The sequence below is a fragment of the Microlunatus parietis genome (assembly GCF_013407955.1).
GTDB lineage: Bacteria > Actinomycetota > Actinomycetes > Propionibacteriales > Propionibacteriaceae > Microlunatus > Microlunatus parietis.
The window spans coordinates 1,609,187-1,624,371 of sequence record NZ_JACCBU010000001.1 but is presented as its reverse complement, the minus strand read 5'-3'; the positions used below and the strand labels follow the sequence as shown (position 1 = coordinate 1,624,371).

The window sequence follows — 15,185 nt, the reverse complement described above, 5'->3', positions numbered from 1 at the left end:
GTCAGGGGCGTTCGGCAGGCTCAGGCCACGATCGTTCAGGCGGTGGCGGCCTTCTTCAGTCGGGTGCCCGGACGGAGCCGGGCGGCCTTGCTGGCGGGGATCTCGATGGCCTCGCCCGTCTGCGGGTTCCGACCCTGCCGCGCGGCCCGGTCGACCACGTCCAGGGTGAACACGCCCGGCCACTTCACCTCGTCGCCCGAGGACACGGCCTTCTCCAGGGTCCCGGCGAGGGCGTCCAGCACCCGGTCGACGGAATCCTTCGTCAGCTCGGTCTCCTTGGCGATCGCCGTGGTGAGTTCGGCTCGATTCACGCTTGCTCCTTAATGTTGTGTGAGCCGTACGGCTCTAGGCGGCGGTCAGCTTACCCGCCAGGGCAGACGGTCAGAACTGGAAGGCCGACATCCGGCGCCAGCCGACCACCAGCAGGGTCAGCGCCAGGCCGGTCGTGACGACCATCATCGCGGTCATCGGGACGGCCGTGCCGTCGGCCAGCGCACCGACGAGCGGGGCCGCCAACCCGCCGACCAGGAACTGGGCCGCACCGAGCAGCGCGGCTGCCGCGCCGGCCGCTTCGCCGTGCCGGCTGAGCGCGATGGCGGGGGCGTTCGGGAAGGCCAGGCCGACCGACGCCACCACGAACCAGAGCGGGATCACCAGCCCGAGCAGCCCGCCGGTGCCGGTCGCGGCCATGACCAGGGTGATCACGCTGCCCAGCAGGGCGAGGCCGATCCCGGCCCGGAGCACTTTGACCGGGCCGTGCCGGCGGACCAGGATCGGGTTGATCTGGGAGACGCCGATCAGGCCGGCGGCGATGATGCCGAAGGCGAGCCCGTACTGCTGCGGGGTGAGGCCGTACAGCTGCTGCAGGACGAACGGCGAACCGGCGATGTAGCAGAACATGGTCGCGAAGGACAGGCCGGCGATGCCGACCATGATCACGAAGAGGCGGTCGCTGAGCAGCGTGCGGTACGAGGCGAGCGAGCGGCCGATCCGGGCCGGCAGCCGGCGTTCCGGCGGCAGCGTCTCCGGCAGCGCCACGGCGGCCAGCACGACCAGGCCGACGGCCGCGATCGCCAGCACGACGAAGATCCCGCGCCAGGAGGTGAAGCGCAGCAGGGCGCCGCCGAGCGACGGCGCCAGGATCGGCGCGACGCCCATCACCAGCACCAGCCGGGACAGCAACTGGGCCGCCTTCACCCCGGTGAACAGGTCCCGCACCATCGCCATCGCGACCACCGAGACGGCGGCGCCGGCCAGGCCCTGCACGGTACGGGTCACGGCCAGCATGGTCACCGTCGGCGCGAGCGCGCAGAGCACCGACATCAGTCCGTGGCCGAGCAAGCCGATCAGCAGCGGGCGGCGGCGGCCGACCGCGTCGGACAACGGCCCGATGATCAACTGCCCGACCCCGATGCCGGCCAGTACGCCGGTCAGGGTCAGTTGCGCCTGCGCGTCGGTCGCCTGCAGTTCGGCGGTCAGGGTCGGCAGCGCCGGCAGATAGGTGTCGATGGTCAGCGGGCCGAGAGCGCTGAGCGCGCCGAGCACCAGGACCAGCCGGACGTAGGTTCCGCCGACGAAGCGGTCGGCCAGCGAGCCCGGCGCCGCTACTGCGGCGGGTTCCGGGGCAGGCGCGGTCGTCATAGATCTTCTCCTTGAATGGGCCCTCACGACGGCCCGCGCGCGGGCACATCCATGGCGAACAGACCAACTCTGCGGAGGCCCGATTCATTCCCGGGTCGGGTTGAGTAGGCTCGCACGCACAACTTCACGGCGCACGAAGGGAGATCATCATCAAAGCCGACAAGGGCGCCCAACTGCGCTTGCTCGCTCTGCAGCAGATCGACAGCGCACTGGCTCAACTGCTGCACCGCCGCAAGACCCTGCCCGAGCATGATCAACTGGCGGCCGCGGAACGGGAGCGGGACGAGGCCGAGGCCGCCCTGGTCCAGGCGGAGACCGAGGTCAGTGACCTGAGCGCCGACCAGGCGAAGGCCGAGTCCGACCTCGAGCCGGTACGGCAGCGGCTGGCCCGGGACGAGGCCCGGATCGCCGACGGCTCGGTCAGCGACCCGAAGCAGTTGGAGTCGCTGGTGGCCGAGGTGGGCCATCTGCGCAAGCGGATCTCCGATCTGGAGGACGCCGAGCTCGAGGTGATGGAGAAGCTGGAGACCGCGACCGCCCGGGCCGATGAGCTGAGGAACGCCGCCGACAAGATCCGTTCCGAGGTGGAGCGGCTGACCGGCGAACGCGACACCAAGGTCGCCGCGATCAACGCCGAGGCGGCCGGACGGAAGGCGGAACGGACCGCGGCCCAGCCGCAGCTTCCGGCCGACCTGCTCGCCCTGTACGAGAAGGTCCGGGCCAGCCACAGCGGGGTCGGTGCCGCCGAGTTGCGGAACCGTCGCTGCACCGGCTGCCAGCTGGAGATCAACGCGGCCGAGCTGCGTCAGTTCGCCGCCGCACCGGAGGACGAGGTGCTGCGCTGCGAGGAGTGCAGCCGGATCCTGGTCCGGACCGAGAACTCCGGCCTCTGACCCGACACCCGTGAGCCTGTTCGATCCCGAGCCGCCGGCCGGCCGGCCCCGCCGGCGGCTGATCGCCGAGGCCGACGGCGGCGCTCGCGGCAACCCCGGCCCGGCCGCGTACGGCGCTCTGGTCTGCGACGCCGAGACCGGCGAACTGCTGGCCGAGGAGGGCCTGCCGATCGGCGTCGCCACCAACAACGTTGCCGAGTACCGCGGGCTGATCGCGGCGCTGGAACTGGCCCGAGCGGTCGACCCGACCGCCGAGGTCGAGGTACGGATGGACTCCAAGCTCGTGATCGAGCAGATGGCCGGTCGCTGGAAGATCAAGCATCCCGACCTGAAGCCGCTGGCCCTGCGCGCGGCGGCGCTGCGGCCGCCGGCTGTGACCTGGGCCTGGGTGCCGCGGGAACGCAACAAGCGGGCCGACGCCCTGGTCAACGCAGCCCTCGACGGCAAGCCGGTCACCCGCAGCATCGCCTGATCGACCGCTAGGCTCCGGGTCATGCCGGCACGCAAGCTAGCCCTGTCCGACCGCGCCAGGGCCGAGGTGGCCGACGGCCTGGCCGCCCTCCGCACCGAACTGCAGCTCCCCGACGAGTTCCCGGCCGAGGTGACCGCGGCGGCCGAGCGGGCCGCCAAGGAGCCGCGGCTGCCGGAGCTGGACCGGACCGAGCTGGAGTTGATCACGATCGACCCGGAAGGATCCCGCGACCTGGACCAGGCCCTGCACCTGGCCGAGTCCGGGGACGGCTTCGTGGTGTCGTACGCGATCGCCGACGTCGGTGCCTTCGTCGAGCCGGACGGGCCGGTCGACGCCGAGGCGCACAAGCGCGGCCAGACGCTCTACGCCCCGGACAGGCGGACGCCGCTGCATCCGCCGGCGCTCAGTGAGGACGCGGCCAGCCTGCTGCCCGACCAGGTGCGGCCGGCCGTGCTGTGGACGATCATGCTGGACCGGGCCGGCAGGCAGACCGGGGTCACGGTGCAGCGGGCGCTGGTCCGGAGCCGGGAGCAGCTGACGTACCTGCAGGCGCAGCAGGAACTCGACGGCGGCTCGCCTCGCCCGTCGCTGGAGCTGCTCCGGACCGTCGGGCAACTGCGGGAACAGCAGGAACGGGACCGGGGCGGGGTCAGTCTGCCGATCCCGGAGCAACAGGTCGCCGTCGCCGATGATCATTGGACCCTGGAGTTCCGGTCGCCGCTGCCGGTGGAGGGCTGGAACGCGCAGATCTCGCTGCTGACCGGGATGGCGGCGGCCCGGATCATGCTGGACGGCGGGATCGGCGTACTGCGGACGCTGCCGCCGGCCGAGGACTCGTCGCTGCACCGGCTGCGGCGGATCGCGAAGGCGCTGCGGATCACCTGGCCGGACGAGCTGTCCTATCCCGAGTTCGTCCGGACCCTCGACCCGGCCCAGGCCCGCGACGCCGCGATGCTGGCCGCCTGTACCAGCCTGTTCCGCGGCGCCGGCTATGCCGCCTTCGACGGCGCGCCGCCCGAGCAGCCGCAGCACGCCGCCCTGGCCGTCGAGTACGCCCACGCGACCGCGCCGCTGCGCCGGCTGGTGGACCGCTATGTGAGCGAGGTCTGCCTCGCCCTGTCCGCCGGGCAGCCGGTGCCGGACCGGATCCGGGCCGGACTGTCCGCGCTGCCGGAGACGATGGCGGCCTCGGAGCAGCAGGCCAAGCGGTACGAGCGCGCGATCCTCGACCTGGTCGAGTTGGCCGTGCTGCGGTCGGCCGGCGGCACCGTGTTCGATGCGATGGTCACCGAACTGGACGAGCGCAGGGACAAGGGCAAGCTCGTGATCGCCGAACCGGCCGTCGAGGCGGCGGTGCGCGGTGATCGGCTGCGGCTCGGCGAGGAGCTTCGGGTCCGGTTGATCAAGCAGGAACTGGAGCGCGGAGCGGTCGTCTTCGAACCGGCCTGATCCTGAGATTTCGCTGGTTCAGCCCGCGCGGCTTGTGTCGTGTGCTTGAATCACTGGTGAGTTGCCGTTTGGGGGAGGTTGGACCACCGGTCTGTCAGGTCGGTGGTCTCGTCGGGACAACGCGACCCGGTCGCGAGGGGGACGGCCGAGGAGGGCCGGCCCCCAGCGGTGTCGCCACGGTAGTGGCGTCCCCTCGGGCCGGTCCTCGCCGGGCCGCTTTCCCGTACCTCAGGATTTCCTTGCTGCGTACGGTTTCCGGCCGACCACATGCACCAGGCCGAGCGCCGGCGGCCGGCCGCCCAGCGCCTGGTAGTCGGCGACCACCTTGCGCATCGGTGAGTCGCCGCCGACCGCTTCGTCCCAGCGCTGCCACAGGTCCAGGCTGTCCGTCGGTACCCAGGCCTTGACGTCGATCAGCCCACCGGTCAGCGCCGTGTGCTTGGCCCACCACTCCGCCGGATGCCAGGTCAGCACCTCGAACCCGGCCGTCTCGGCGAGCAGCGGCAGCGGCTCCACCAGGTACGGGTCGTCGCGCAGCGACGGTGTCGCGAAGCCGAGCACGCCGCCCGGCTTGAGCGCGGTGACCAGCCGGCGCAGGAAATAGACGTCGGTGCCGAAGTACTCCCAGGCGTCCAGGCTGACGATCGCGTCGTAACCCTGCTCCGGCAGGTCGGCGGTGCGGATGTCGCCCTGCCGCGGCGTGACCAGGTCCTCGACCCCCATCGCGCGGTACGTCTCCGCGGCCTCCTCGACCGTGATCCACAGGTCCAGCGCGTCGACGGCGACGCCGGCCTCGCGGGCCAGGAACACGGACGTCGCACCGCGCCCCGGACCGAGGTCGAGCACCCGCTGGCCCGGCTGCAGGGCGAGGTCGTCCCAGAGCTCTTCCAACTGCCACAACGGATTCGGGCCCATGTCCAGCGACAGCAGCCACGCCGGGTCGTATCTCGACGAACGCGGGAACCGCTCGGGCAGCAACAGCAACTCAGGGCTGGGAATGATCACTCCGTCTCGACGTGATCACGCCAGGAGTGCTGCGGCTGCCAGCCGAGCAGGTCCTTGGCGCGATCGATGGCGAGCAGAGTCTCGTACTCGCCGATCTCCCGGGTCAACAGGGTTTCGGGATAGACCTCGGCGAGCAGCTCGGCCGACGGGCGGTTCATGCAGGTGTCGGCGGCGGCGATGATCATGGAGTGGCTGCCGGCGACCGCCTCGGCGGGCGCGGTCAGCCCGGCCCGGCAGGCCGACGCGACATCGCGCTCGTCGATGTAGCCCCACAGATTCCACTTGCGCAGTTGGGAATCCGGCCAGAACGACGAGAACCGGGCATAGTCGGCGGCGCTCATGATGTTGGAGAACCGGAGCCCGAGGAACGGGACGCCGGACCACTGGGCCAACTGCTCGGCGATCGTCTCGCTGGCCACCTTGGACAGCGCGTAGGTCGAGGTGGGCAGCGGGTAATGATCTTCGTCGACCGGCGCATAGCGGGGCGGCGTGTCGAACGGCAGCCCGAGCGTCGTCTCGCTGGAGGCCCAGACCACCCGGCCGAGGCCGAGCTGGGTCGCGGCGGAGAACACGTTGAAGTTCATCGTGATGTTGTGATTGAACGTCAGCGCCGGAGTGGCCAGCCCGGGCGCCGGGATGTTGGCCAGGTGGATCACGGCGTCGGTGCCGGCGAGGACCTCGGCCGCCTGCCCGTAGTCGGTCAGGTCGGCCTGCAGGACGCTGTCGCGGCGCTGCTCCGGTCCGACCAGGAGATCGGTGGCGCGCACCAGGAAGCCGTGCCGGCGAAGATCATCGACGACGGCCCGGCCGGCCTTGCCGGCGGCCCCGGTGACACAGATCGTTTCGGTCATGTCGATCTTCCTAGCACCTGGGCCTCCGGTCGGGTCAGACGGGTCGGACGCAGGCGCACTGACCGGCGATCAGCGTGCACTCGGCGGCTTCGGCGTCGCTGAGCTCGGCTTGGGTCGGCTCGGCCCCGGCCGGTACGGGTTCGCGGCGCGGCCAGACCAGGAGCGCGGTCCCGGCGCCGGCTGCGGCCAGCGCGCCGAGCACGATCCAGGTGGTGCTCAGGCCGGCCTGCAGGGCCAGCCAGCCGGCGATCGGGTACGTCAGCAGCCAGGCCAGGTGGGACAGCGAGAACTGGGCCGCGAACACCTCGGGCAACCCGCTCGGCGCCACCGAGCGGCGCAGCACCCGGCCGGTCGGCGTGATCACCAGCGCCATCCCGGCGCCGACGGCGAACCAGGCGATCGCCGTACTGACCCAGGCAGCGGTTCCCGTTGCTGAGTTGACGATCACGACTGCGCCGGTCACTGCCAGCACCAGCAGGAAGCCGCCGGTGATCATGGCCGGACGTTCGGCGATCCGGTCCAGCACCTTGGGCAGCAGCAGCGCGATGATCAAGGTCCCGGCGCCCGACGCGGCGAGCAGCCAGGCCACGTCGGACTGGCTGCCGCCGAGTCGGTCCCGGACGTAGTTGACCGTGTTGACGATCACGATCGAGCCGGCCGAGGCGACCACCAGGTTCAGCGCCAGCACGCCGCGCAGCCGTGGAGTCACCACGAATCTGCGGATCCCGGCGGCGACCCGGTCGAACGCGCCGGCGTGTGGGTTGGGCCGTGCGTTCGGGATCCGGGTGGACAGCACCAGCACGGCCGACCCGGCGAACCCGACCGCTGTGCCGACGAACAGCCAGTTGAAGTCGATCAAGGTCAGGGCGAGCGCGGCCAGCACCGGGCTGAGCAGGCTCTCCATGGTGTAGGCGAGCTGGGAGGCCGACAGCGCCCGGGTGTAGTCGGCCTCCTCGGTCACGATGTCCGGGATCACCGCCTGGAAGGTCGGCGTGAACGCCGCCGAGGCGGTCTGCAGCAGGCCGATCAACAGGTAGATCTGCCAGATCTCGGTGACGAACGGGAGCGCGATCACCACGGCGCCGCGGACCACGTCCAAGATCACCAGGAACAGTCGCCGGGGGAGTCGGTCCACGTAGGCGGCGGCGATCGGCGCGACGATCACGTACAAGATCATCTTGATGGTGAGCGCGGTGCCGAGCACGGCGCCGGCCCGCGGGCCGGCGAGCTCGTAGGCGAGCAGGCCGAGGGCGACCGTCGCCAGCCCGGTGCCGAACAGCGCGATCACCTGGGCGCTGAACAGGCGCCGGTAGTCGCGGAGCGCGAACAGGCTCATCGAAGTTGATCTTTCTCGGTCGACACTAGGGGCGCAGCCCGGCTACGAGATTGAAGGCGCCGGTGAGCAGGTTGAGGGCGACGATGCCCACGACATCGGCGATCTCGCGGTCGCTGTAGCCGTGGCGACGAAGCTCGTCGATCTGCTCGTCGGTGATCGACGTGGGCTCCCGGTACACCCGGAGCGCGAGATCGATGATCGCGGTGATCTTGGGATCGACCGACCGGCCGGCGCGGGCGTGGTCGATCTCCTCCTCGGTGATCTTGAGCTTGCGCGCGGCCGCGACGTGCGACTCCAGGCAGAGCCCGCAGCCCTGCAGGGTCTGCACGGCGATCGAAATCCGTTCGCTGAGCCTGCGGTCGAGCTTGGCCCGACCCATGGCCCGGCTGAGCTGCAGGTAGCCGCCCAGCACGGCGGGGGAGTGCGCCATGGTCGAGACCATCGCGCCGACCTGGCCGTGCCGGGCGACCAGCTCACCGAGCAGTTCCTGGGACTTGCCGGTCGCCGTGTCCGGGGTGAGGGCGCTGAGCCGTGGCATCGGGCGCGTCCTCAGTGATGGTGGTGCGGCCGGCCGGCCTCGACCGTGAACGACGCCGTGCGGACCACGCCGCCGTGCTGGAAGTCCAGGTAGAGCCGGTAGGTGCCGGGGCTCGGGGCGGTCGCGACGAACACGACGTCCGGCCCGGCCGGCGTGCTCCCGTCGCCCGGGTGTCCCTCCGGATGGACGTGCAGGTAGGCCAGGTCGCCGGCCCGCAGCGCGACCAGGTGCCCGTACGCCGCCAGGTAGGGCTCCAGGTCGGTGACCGGCTGCCCGTCGCGCTGCACCGTAAGGGTCAGCTCGGCCGGCTGCCCGGCCTGGAGCTCGCCGGTGAGCGTCACCGTGTAGTCGTCGATCCGGAACGTCGGCTGGACCGGCGGCAGTGGCTGCGGGTCGAACTCGCCGGCGACCGAGACGTCGACCCCGAGCGTCAGTTGATCATGACCGGCCGGCTTGAAGTCCGCGAAGTAGCGCCAGACGCCCGGGGTCAGGTCCAGCTCGACGGTCCAGGTGCCGGACTCGTCCAGCGTCGGGTGCACGTGCTGGAAACCGGTCTGGTCGCGCCGGGTCGCGATCAGATGCAGTTCCTTGTCGTGCGTCGGCTCGAACGCGGTGACCGGCGCTCCGTCCGGCCCGATGATCCGGAACGTGATCGGCTGCCGCCCGGCCGCCAGGATCACCGAGTCCGGCCGCACCGTGTAGCCCCGCTCCGAGACCGTCAGCCCGCCGGGACCGTGCCCCGCGTGGGCGGCATGGTCGCCATGGGCGCCGTGGTCTGCGTGGATCGTCATCGCTGCCTCCTCCGTCGTGGTCGGGCCCAGCACCCGACTCGTACCGGAGCATATACCCCCGGGGGGTATAAATCAAGGGTGGGCGATCCCCACTCGGAGCAGGGGTAGGTTCAGTCGGTCAGTTGCTGCGCCGACGGATCAGGCCGAAGATCAACAACACGATCAGGCTGCCGATCACCGCAGTGATCAAGCCCTGAAAGCTGAAGATCTCGTCGTAGCGGACGTTGAATAGCAGGCCGCCGAGAAAGCCGCCGAGCAGCGCGCCGACGACGCCGAGCGCGATGGTGGCGAGCCAGCCGCCGCCCTGCTTGCCGGGCAGGATGGCCTTGGCGATCAAGCCGCCGAGCAGGCCGATGACGAGGTAGGCGATAACGGTTCCCATGGTTCTCCTCCGGTGTTCCCGGGTCCCAGTCGGGACCCGTTCCTCACTGGGAGAGACGTGATGTGCAAGGAATCGTCACGGAGGGCTCGATCGAGTTGGTGGACTTCTTCGGCGCGAGTCCTGGTCAGCTCGGGTCGGGTGCATAGAACTTCGTGGTGGCTTCGACCGCGGCCGCGACGTGCTCCGGCTCGCCGCCGGCGGCCCGATGGGCCTCGCCCCAGGCCGCGGCGCTGCGTCGGATGAACTCGCGCCCTTCCGGTGATTCCTGCACCGCATGGTGATCGGCGGTCTCGTCCCCGGTCAGTAGCCGGGCCAGGGCGAGCAGGGCCAGGTCCCAGCCGACGCCGCCGGAGCCGGGACCGTAGGTCGGGAACAGCGGCTCCGTGACGATCGCGGCGTGGACGAGCTCGAACTCGGTGGCGTCGCCGGGGCCGGGTGCCAGCCGCACCTCGACCTCGCTGGTGCCGGGCCAGGCGTCGGCCTCCGGTCCGTACAGCCAGGAAACCTTGAGCCGGCGCGGCGGCTCGCAACCGAGGATCTCGCCGTGCTCCCCGCCGTCGAACTCGTACCTGCCGCCGAGGCGGAGGTCCCCGGTCACCGGCCTCAGCCAGCGCCGCAGTCGTTCCGGATTGGTCACGGCGTCCCAGACCTCATCGATCGACGCCTCGTACTGACGGCGCACCTCGATCGTGTACGCATCGCCGGCGGGCAGGCTGCCCCGGCCCATGGTCCGGCGCGCGGCGGCCAATTCGTCCAGCACGTCTTTCACGTCAGCGTTCCTTTCGTCAGTGGTCTTTTCTCGTCGCGCGCCTGCCCCTGGCCAGCTCGGTGCCCAGGGCGTCGAGGTGCTGGTCCCAGAAGCGGCGGAACCGGCCCAGCCAGGCGTCGACCTCGCTCAGCGGTGCGGGCTCGACGGAGTAGAACCGTCGAGCGCCCTCGGCCCGGACCGAGGTGAACCCGCTGTCCCGCAGTACGCGCAGATGTTGCGACACCCCTGGCTGGGAGAGCCCGAACTCGGCCCGGATCACGTCCGTGATGGCGCCCGAAGTCTGCTCACCGTCCGCGAGCAGCTCCAGGATGCGCCGGCGCACCGGGTCGCCGAGGATGTCGAACGCGTGCACGATCGCCATGATGCCCGTCTCCACTTATATAAGTCAAGACGGGTATTCGGGAGTGAGAGGTGCACCAACTCGAACAAGAAGGACTCAGCCGATGCAAAAGGCCCCGGAATCCCTTGTGTTTGGGAATCCGGGGCCCATCTGCTTGGGGTGAGTAACGGGACTCGAACCCGCGACATCCTGGACCACAACCAGGTGCTCTACCAGCTGAGCTATACCCACCATGTGCGTCGTGCAGCAGCGTGAATCATAGCGTCCGATCCTCGTACGGGAGAAATCAGTTCTCCGCTGCCGGCTCCGCGGTCTCCGGGCGGCGGCCGGTGAGGACACCCTGGTGCCGCTCGGCGATCAGCTTCGCGGTGGCGGTGTCCGGGCCGGGCTGCGGCACGAAGACCGCCTCCCGGTAGTAGCGCAGTTCCTCGATCGATTCCTGGATGTCGGCCAGGGCTCGGTGGTTACCGGACTTGGCGGGGGACTGGTAGTAGACCCGGGGGTACCAGCGGCGGGCGAGTTCCTTCACCGAGGAGACGTCGACGTTGCGGTAGTGCACGTGCGACTCCAGGGTCGGCATGTCCCGGGCCAGGAAGGCCCGGTCGGTGCCGATCGTGTTGCCGGCGAGCGGGGCCTTGCCGGCCTCGGGGATCTGGGCGCTGATGTACTCCAGCACCCGCGCCTCGGCCTCCGCCATGGTCAGCCCACGGCTGAGTTCGTCCAGCAGGCCGGAGTTCTGGTGCATGGCGCGCACGAAGTCGCTCATCTGCTCCAGCGCCTCGTCGCTCGGCTTGATCAACACGTCGACGCCGTCGCCGATCACGTTGAGCTCGGCGTCGGTGACCAGCGCGGCCACCTCGATCAGGGCGTCAGCGCTCAAATCGAGGCCCGTCATCTCACAGTCGACCCACACCAGCATGTCATTCACCGGCCATACAATACGGACACCGTCATGATGCGTCCTTCGACAGGCTGACGACATGGCGGTCCGGTGCGAAGCGCGGCACCCAGCGGGCGACCCAGGCGGAGCCGGCCAACGTCAGCCCGGCCAGCCCGAACGAGGCGGCCGCCAGCGGCCCGAACGCGGTGATCAGGGTGATCAGGGCGGGGCCGCCCGCGTTGCCCAGATCGGCGAACAGCCGCCAACCGCCGAGGAACTGGGCCCGTGCCCCGGGTGGCGAGGCGTCCGCGCCGAGGGTCATCACGATTCCGGACGAGATCCCGTTGCCGAGACCCATCAGTGCGGCCACCAGTCCGATGGTCAGGGTGTCGTGGGTGAACGGGAGCAGGATGAAGCCGGTGCCGAGAATGATCATGGACGGTACGGCGACCCAGACCCGGCCGAACCGGTCCATGATCGCGCCGCCCGGATAGAACAACAGCATGTCGACCCCGGCGGAGACGCCGAAGATCAGACTCGTGGTGGCCGCGTCGACGCCGACCGACTCGGCCCAGAGCGGGATGATCGACTGCCGGGTCGCCCGGGCTGCGGCGATCATCAGCACCCCGGTGCCGAGCGTGGCCAGGGTGCGCCGGTGCTCGGCCAGCACGGACCAGACGCTGCGGCGTACGGTGACCGGCGCCCGGGTCCCGGCGTTCAGGTCGGGCAGCAGGAACGTCAGGACGGCGGCCGCGAGGCTCATCACCGCCGCGAACCCGTACGCCGAGGCCAGGCCGAAGTGGGTCACCAGCAGGGCCGCGACGAACGGGCCGATGAACGTGCCGATCCGGCTGGTGCCCCCGAGCGTGGACAGGGCCCGAGCGCGCTGGGCGATCGGGATGGCCTCGGTCAGATAGGCCTGCCGGGCCAGGCTGAACACCGCCCCGGCCAGCCCGGCCACGAACACCGCGACCCCGAGCAGGATCAGCGACTTGGCCAGGAACGCCCCGAGCAGCGCGGCCGCGTCGAGCAGGCAGGCGGCGATCAGCGCCCGCCGCTCGCCGATTCTGGCCGCGAGCGCACCCGCGGGCAGGTCACCGACCAGTTGGCCGATGCCGATCAGGGCGACGATCAGGGCGGCGATGCCGACGCTGGCCCCCAGGTCGCGCGCGGACAGCGCGACCAAAGGCAGGATCGCCCCCGATCCGACCGAGACCAGGATGGTCGGCCCGTAGGCCGGGACCGCGATCCGCCGCCACCGAATCGTTTCATCGTTCGGTGGACTCACAAGCCCCCATTATCCCCGGCTAGGATGGTCCGGCGCTCTCGCCCCCGTAGCTCAGCTGGATAGAGCAACAGCCTTCTAATCTGTTGGTCGGAGGTTCGAGTCCTCCCGGGGGCGCTCCAAGTCCTACCAGGTCTGGCCGGCGGGCTCCTGGATGGTCGCGTTGATCCGGTTGAACATGTTGGTCAGCGCGACGGTCAGGATGATGGCGCTCAGCTGGCCCTCGTCGAAGTGGTCGGTGACGGCATCCCAGACCTCGTCCGGCACGACCTCGCTGGACTTGTCGGCCTGCCGGGTCATCGACTCGGCGAGCTGCAGGGCGGCGCGCTCGGCATCGCTGTAGAACGGCGCTTCCCGCCACGCCCCGATGTTGCCCACCCGGTCGTCGCCGACGCCGGCCTTCTTGAGGTTGGCGACGTGGCCGTACACGCAGGCGCTGCAGCCGTTGATCTGGCTGGCCCGCAAGGCGATCAGCTCGAGCAGTTCGTTGTCGGTGCCGGTGGAATGGATGGCCTTGACCAGCTTCTGGATCCCTTCCATCGCGCCGGGAACGGCGAAGCCGGGGTTCTTCATGCGTGCTTCCATGATCATGCTCCTTGATCGAAGTGAGGGTGACTGCTTTACCCCTCTGACGGAGCACGGATCGCGAATGTGACGGGTCCGGAAGCTTCAGTCCTGATCGACCAGGAAGCGCCGGACCATGATCAGCAGCCGCACGGTACAGACGACGGCCGCGACCAGGCCGATGATCATGATGGCGAGGACGACCTCGGGGGCCGTGTCGGTGTAGTTCCACCACGTGCCGTGGCGGCCGGTGAACTGCGCATACAGCGTGGGCGCCGCCATGATCAGGACGAGCAGGGCGGTCCAGCAGGTCAGCCCGGCGGCCCGCAGCCGGCTCCGGCCCGGCCCCGTTCCCGGTCCCACCCGGAGGCTGCGACGGATCGACCAGGTGCCGGCGACGAGGACGGCCGCGGCGACGGTCAGCGCGACGAACGGGAGCACGTCGCCGACGCTAATCGGGCGCGGGGCCGGTGCGGATCGCTCCGTGGCCGACAGCCGGGTACGACCGCGGTCCGATCGGGCGCGCGATAGGATTCTGCCCTGTGTCGATCATCTTTCACATGCCGGAATCAGGCTGACGCTGATGATCGACCGTCGCCGTCGCAACACCGCCCTGCTCGTCGCGGGCTGCTTCTTCATGGAGAACTTCGACGGCACCATCGTGACCACCAGCGCGCCGCGGATGGCGGCCGCGTTCGGGGTGGAGCCGGCCGCAGTGGGCCTGGTCTCGGCGGCCTACCTGATCACGTTGGCCGTGCTGATCCCGCTCAGCAACTGGCTCACCCGGCGGTACGGCACCCGTCCCGTCTTCCTGTCCGCGATCGTGATCTTCACCCTCGCCTCGCTGGGCTGCGCGCTCAGCCAGACTCTGCCGATGCTGGTGATCATGCGGGTGCTGCAGGGCGTCGGCGGCGCGATGATGGTGCCGGTCGGGCGGATGGCGGTGCTGAACACGGCGGACAAGGGCGACATCGTGCGGTTGGTCGCCTACATCGTCTGGCCGGCCCTGGTGGCGCCGGTGATCGCGCCGCTGGCCGGCGGTCTGATCACGACGTACGCCTCGTGGCACTGGATGTTCCTGATCAACCTGCCGCTCGGCGTGATCGCGTTCGTCGCGGCCTGGCGGCTGATCGGCTCGATCGAGGCGCCGGCGCCGCCGCCGCTGGACTGGACCGGGATGATCTTGTCCGGGGTCGGCCTGGGTGGGCTGACCTATGCCGCCCACCTGATCACCGACCCGTCGCCCGGGATCTGGCCGGCCGTGATCGGCGGCCTCTCGGTGATCATCATCGTGGCCGCGGTGCTGCACCTGTTGCGGGCCCGGCATCCCTTGCTTAACCTGCGGATCTGGTCGGTGCAGACGTTCCGCGCCTCGCAGGCCTCCGGGTTCGCCTTCCAACTCGCGATGTCGTCGGTACCGTTCCTGCTGCCGCTGCTGTTCCAACAGGTGCTGGGCTGGTCGGCGGTCCAGTCCGGCGCCTTGGTGATCTTCGTCTTCGTCGGCAACATCGGGATCAAGCCGGCCACCACCGGGCTGATCAACGCGTTCGGGTTCCGGCCGCTGCTGGTCGTCGCCACCCTCGGCCTGGCCGGCTCGGTGATCGCCCTCGGCCTGACCACGGCGGCGACACCGATCCCGGTGATCGCGATCCTCGCCATGATCAGCGGCGTGTTCCGGTCGCTCGGGATGACCTGCTACAACACGATCGGGCTGGCCGATGTGCCGCCGGAACAGATGGGTGACGCCAACGCGCTGTCGGCCACCACCCACCAGCTCGCGGCCGGGTTGGCGATCGCGCTGGCCTCGGTCGTCTGGCAGGTCGCCACGGTCATCGCCGGCGGCGGGGGCGGCGGGCTCTCGTACGCGTTCGCCTTCGCGGGCGTGGCGCTGTTCGCTCTGCTGGCCGCGGTCGGCGCGATCCGGTTGCCGGCCGGCGCCGGCGATGCTGTACGACAGCCGGCGGGGACCCGATCCAGGAGGAACTGAAC

General features: G+C 70.3%; 18 protein-coding genes and 2 tRNA genes. 5 read left to right on the top strand and 15 right to left on the bottom strand.

Annotation, left to right across the window (positions count from 1 at the left end; genetic code table 11):
* Nucleotides 1-35 precede the first annotated feature (35 nt).
* Together BKA15_RS07710 and BKA15_RS07705 are read right to left on the bottom strand one after the other, a co-directional pair.
* On the bottom strand, nt 36-311 hold the full coding sequence (locus BKA15_RS07710; RefSeq protein WP_179749546.1) for an HU family DNA-binding protein: 276 nt from the start codon (nt 309-311) through the stop codon (nt 36-38).
* 70 nt (nt 312-381) lie between these two features.
* On the bottom strand, nt 382-1,641 hold the full coding sequence (locus BKA15_RS07705; RefSeq protein ID WP_179749544.1) for a multidrug effflux MFS transporter: 1,260 nt from the start codon (nt 1,639-1,641) through the stop codon (nt 382-384).
* A 179-nt stretch (nt 1,642-1,820) separates the two neighbouring features.
* Here BKA15_RS07705 and BKA15_RS07700 point away from each other — a divergent pair, with 179 nt between their 5' ends.
* Genes BKA15_RS07700 through BKA15_RS07690 form a run of 3 tightly spaced genes read left to right on the top strand, consistent with a single transcriptional unit; the run spans nt 1,821 to nt 4,455 of the window.
* The gene (locus BKA15_RS07700; RefSeq protein ID WP_179749542.1) at nt 1,821-2,534 is read left to right on the top strand and encodes a zinc ribbon domain-containing protein; all 714 of its coding nucleotides are present in this window, start codon (nt 1,821-1,823) and stop codon (nt 2,532-2,534) included.
* Nucleotides 2,535-2,544: 10 nt separating this feature from the next.
* Nucleotides 2,545-3,006, top strand: a complete 462-nt coding sequence (locus tag BKA15_RS07695; protein WP_312878857.1) for a reverse transcriptase-like protein — start codon at nt 2,545-2,547, stop codon at nt 3,004-3,006.
* Between the two features lie 21 nt (nt 3,007-3,027).
* A complete protein-coding gene (locus BKA15_RS07690; protein WP_179749540.1) occupies nt 3,028-4,455 on the top strand; it encodes an RNB domain-containing ribonuclease in 1,428 nt (475 codons plus the stop codon).
* A gap of 228 nt (nt 4,456-4,683) precedes the next feature.
* Here BKA15_RS07690 and BKA15_RS07685 read toward each other — a convergent pair whose 3' ends face one another.
* From BKA15_RS07685 to BKA15_RS07635, 11 genes are all read right to left on the bottom strand, one after another.
* A complete protein-coding gene (locus BKA15_RS07685) occupies nt 4,684-5,460 on the bottom strand; it encodes an SAM-dependent methyltransferase (RefSeq protein WP_179749538.1) in 777 nt (258 codons plus the stop codon).
* Nucleotides 5,457-6,311 carry an NAD-dependent epimerase/dehydratase family protein gene (locus tag BKA15_RS07680; RefSeq protein ID WP_179749536.1) on the bottom strand — a complete coding sequence of 285 codons (855 nt, stop codon included), beginning with the start codon at nt 6,309-6,311 and terminating at the stop codon, nt 5,457-5,459. Before BKA15_RS07680 ends, BKA15_RS07685 begins: the two co-directional genes overlap by 4 nt.
* 34 nt (nt 6,312-6,345) lie before the next feature.
* Nucleotides 6,346-7,647, bottom strand: a complete 1,302-nt coding sequence (locus BKA15_RS07675; protein ID WP_179749534.1) for an MFS transporter — start codon at nt 7,645-7,647, stop codon at nt 6,346-6,348.
* A gap of 25 nt (nt 7,648-7,672) precedes the next feature.
* Nucleotides 7,673-8,185: a carboxymuconolactone decarboxylase family protein gene (locus BKA15_RS07670; RefSeq protein ID WP_179749532.1), complete on the bottom strand. Its 513-nt coding sequence runs from the start codon at nt 8,183-8,185 to the stop codon at nt 7,673-7,675.
* A gap of 11 nt (nt 8,186-8,196) precedes the next feature.
* A complete protein-coding gene (locus BKA15_RS07665) occupies nt 8,197-8,976 on the bottom strand; it encodes a DUF8832 domain-containing protein (RefSeq protein ID WP_179749530.1) in 780 nt (259 codons plus the stop codon).
* 118 nt (nt 8,977-9,094) lie between these two features.
* The gene (locus BKA15_RS07660; protein WP_179749528.1) at nt 9,095-9,358 is read right to left on the bottom strand and encodes a GlsB/YeaQ/YmgE family stress response membrane protein; all 264 of its coding nucleotides are present in this window, start codon (nt 9,356-9,358) and stop codon (nt 9,095-9,097) included.
* Nucleotides 9,359-9,482: 124 nt separating this feature from the next.
* Complete coding sequence (locus BKA15_RS07655; RefSeq protein ID WP_218871120.1) at nt 9,483-10,127, bottom strand: SRPBCC domain-containing protein; 645 nt, start codon at nt 10,125-10,127, stop codon at nt 9,483-9,485.
* 16 nt (nt 10,128-10,143) lie between these two features.
* On the bottom strand, nt 10,144-10,503 hold the full coding sequence (locus tag BKA15_RS07650; protein ID WP_312878856.1) for an ArsR/SmtB family transcription factor: 360 nt from the start codon (nt 10,501-10,503) through the stop codon (nt 10,144-10,146).
* A 119-nt stretch (nt 10,504-10,622) separates the two neighbouring features.
* Nucleotides 10,623-10,698, bottom strand: a tRNA-His gene (locus BKA15_RS07645).
* Between the two features lie 55 nt (nt 10,699-10,753).
* Nucleotides 10,754-11,386 (bottom strand): oligoribonuclease, encoded by a 633-nt coding sequence (gene orn / locus BKA15_RS07640; RefSeq protein WP_179758313.1) that lies wholly within the window; start codon nt 11,384-11,386, stop codon nt 10,754-10,756.
* Nucleotides 11,387-11,417: 31 nt separating this feature from the next.
* Entirely contained in the window at nt 11,418-12,611 is a 1,194-nt protein-coding gene (locus tag BKA15_RS07635) for an MFS transporter (RefSeq protein WP_312879675.1), read from the bottom strand.
* 64 nt (nt 12,612-12,675) lie between these two features.
* Here BKA15_RS07635 and BKA15_RS07630 point away from each other — a divergent pair.
* Nucleotides 12,676-12,749, top strand: a tRNA-Arg gene (locus BKA15_RS07630).
* Nucleotides 12,750-12,758: 9 nt separating this feature from the next.
* On the opposite strand, the gene BKA15_RS07625 is transcribed toward BKA15_RS07630, so the two are convergent.
* Nucleotides 12,759-13,217 carry a carboxymuconolactone decarboxylase family protein gene (locus BKA15_RS07625; protein WP_179749524.1) on the bottom strand — a complete coding sequence of 153 codons (459 nt, stop codon included), beginning with the start codon at nt 13,215-13,217 and terminating at the stop codon, nt 12,759-12,761.
* Between the two features lie 84 nt (nt 13,218-13,301).
* Nucleotides 13,302-13,637 (bottom strand): hypothetical protein, encoded by a 336-nt coding sequence (locus BKA15_RS07620; RefSeq protein WP_179749522.1) that lies wholly within the window; start codon nt 13,635-13,637, stop codon nt 13,302-13,304.
* 142 nt (nt 13,638-13,779) lie between these two features.
* Here BKA15_RS07620 and BKA15_RS07615 point away from each other — a divergent pair, with 142 nt between their 5' ends.
* Nucleotides 13,780-15,183 (top strand): MFS transporter, encoded by a 1,404-nt coding sequence (locus tag BKA15_RS07615; protein ID WP_179749520.1) that lies wholly within the window; start codon nt 13,780-13,782, stop codon nt 15,181-15,183.
* Nucleotides 15,184-15,185: the final 2 nt, after the last annotated feature.

What these genes read in the sequence shown, in the direction of transcription:
- BKA15_RS07705 (WP_179749544.1), bottom strand. Translation starts at nt 1,641, where the DNA reads ATGACGACCGCGCCTGCCCCGGAACCCGCCGCAGTAGCGGCGCCGGGC.
- BKA15_RS07690 (WP_179749540.1), top strand. Translation starts at nt 3,028, where the DNA reads ATGCCGGCACGCAAGCTAGCCCTGTCCGACCGCGCCAGGGCCGAGGTG.
- BKA15_RS07680 (WP_179749536.1), bottom strand. Translation starts at nt 6,311, where the DNA reads ATGACCGAAACGATCTGTGTCACCGGGGCCGCCGGCAAGGCCGGCCGG.
- BKA15_RS07675 (WP_179749534.1), bottom strand. Translation starts at nt 7,647, where the DNA reads ATGAGCCTGTTCGCGCTCCGCGACTACCGGCGCCTGTTCAGCGCCCAG.
- BKA15_RS07670 (WP_179749532.1), bottom strand. Translation starts at nt 8,185, where the DNA reads ATGCCACGGCTCAGCGCCCTCACCCCGGACACGGCGACCGGCAAGTCC.
- BKA15_RS07665 (WP_179749530.1), bottom strand. Translation starts at nt 8,976, where the DNA reads ATGACGATCCACGCAGACCACGGCGCCCATGGCGACCATGCCGCCCAC.
- BKA15_RS07660 (WP_179749528.1), bottom strand. Translation starts at nt 9,358, where the DNA reads ATGGGAACCGTTATCGCCTACCTCGTCATCGGCCTGCTCGGCGGCTTG.
- orn (WP_179758313.1), bottom strand. Translation starts at nt 11,386, where the DNA reads ATGCTGGTGTGGGTCGACTGTGAGATGACGGGCCTCGATTTGAGCGCT.
- BKA15_RS07625 (WP_179749524.1), bottom strand. Translation starts at nt 13,217, where the DNA reads ATGGAAGCACGCATGAAGAACCCCGGCTTCGCCGTTCCCGGCGCGATG.
- BKA15_RS07615 (WP_179749520.1), top strand. Translation starts at nt 13,780, where the DNA reads ATGATCGACCGTCGCCGTCGCAACACCGCCCTGCTCGTCGCGGGCTGC.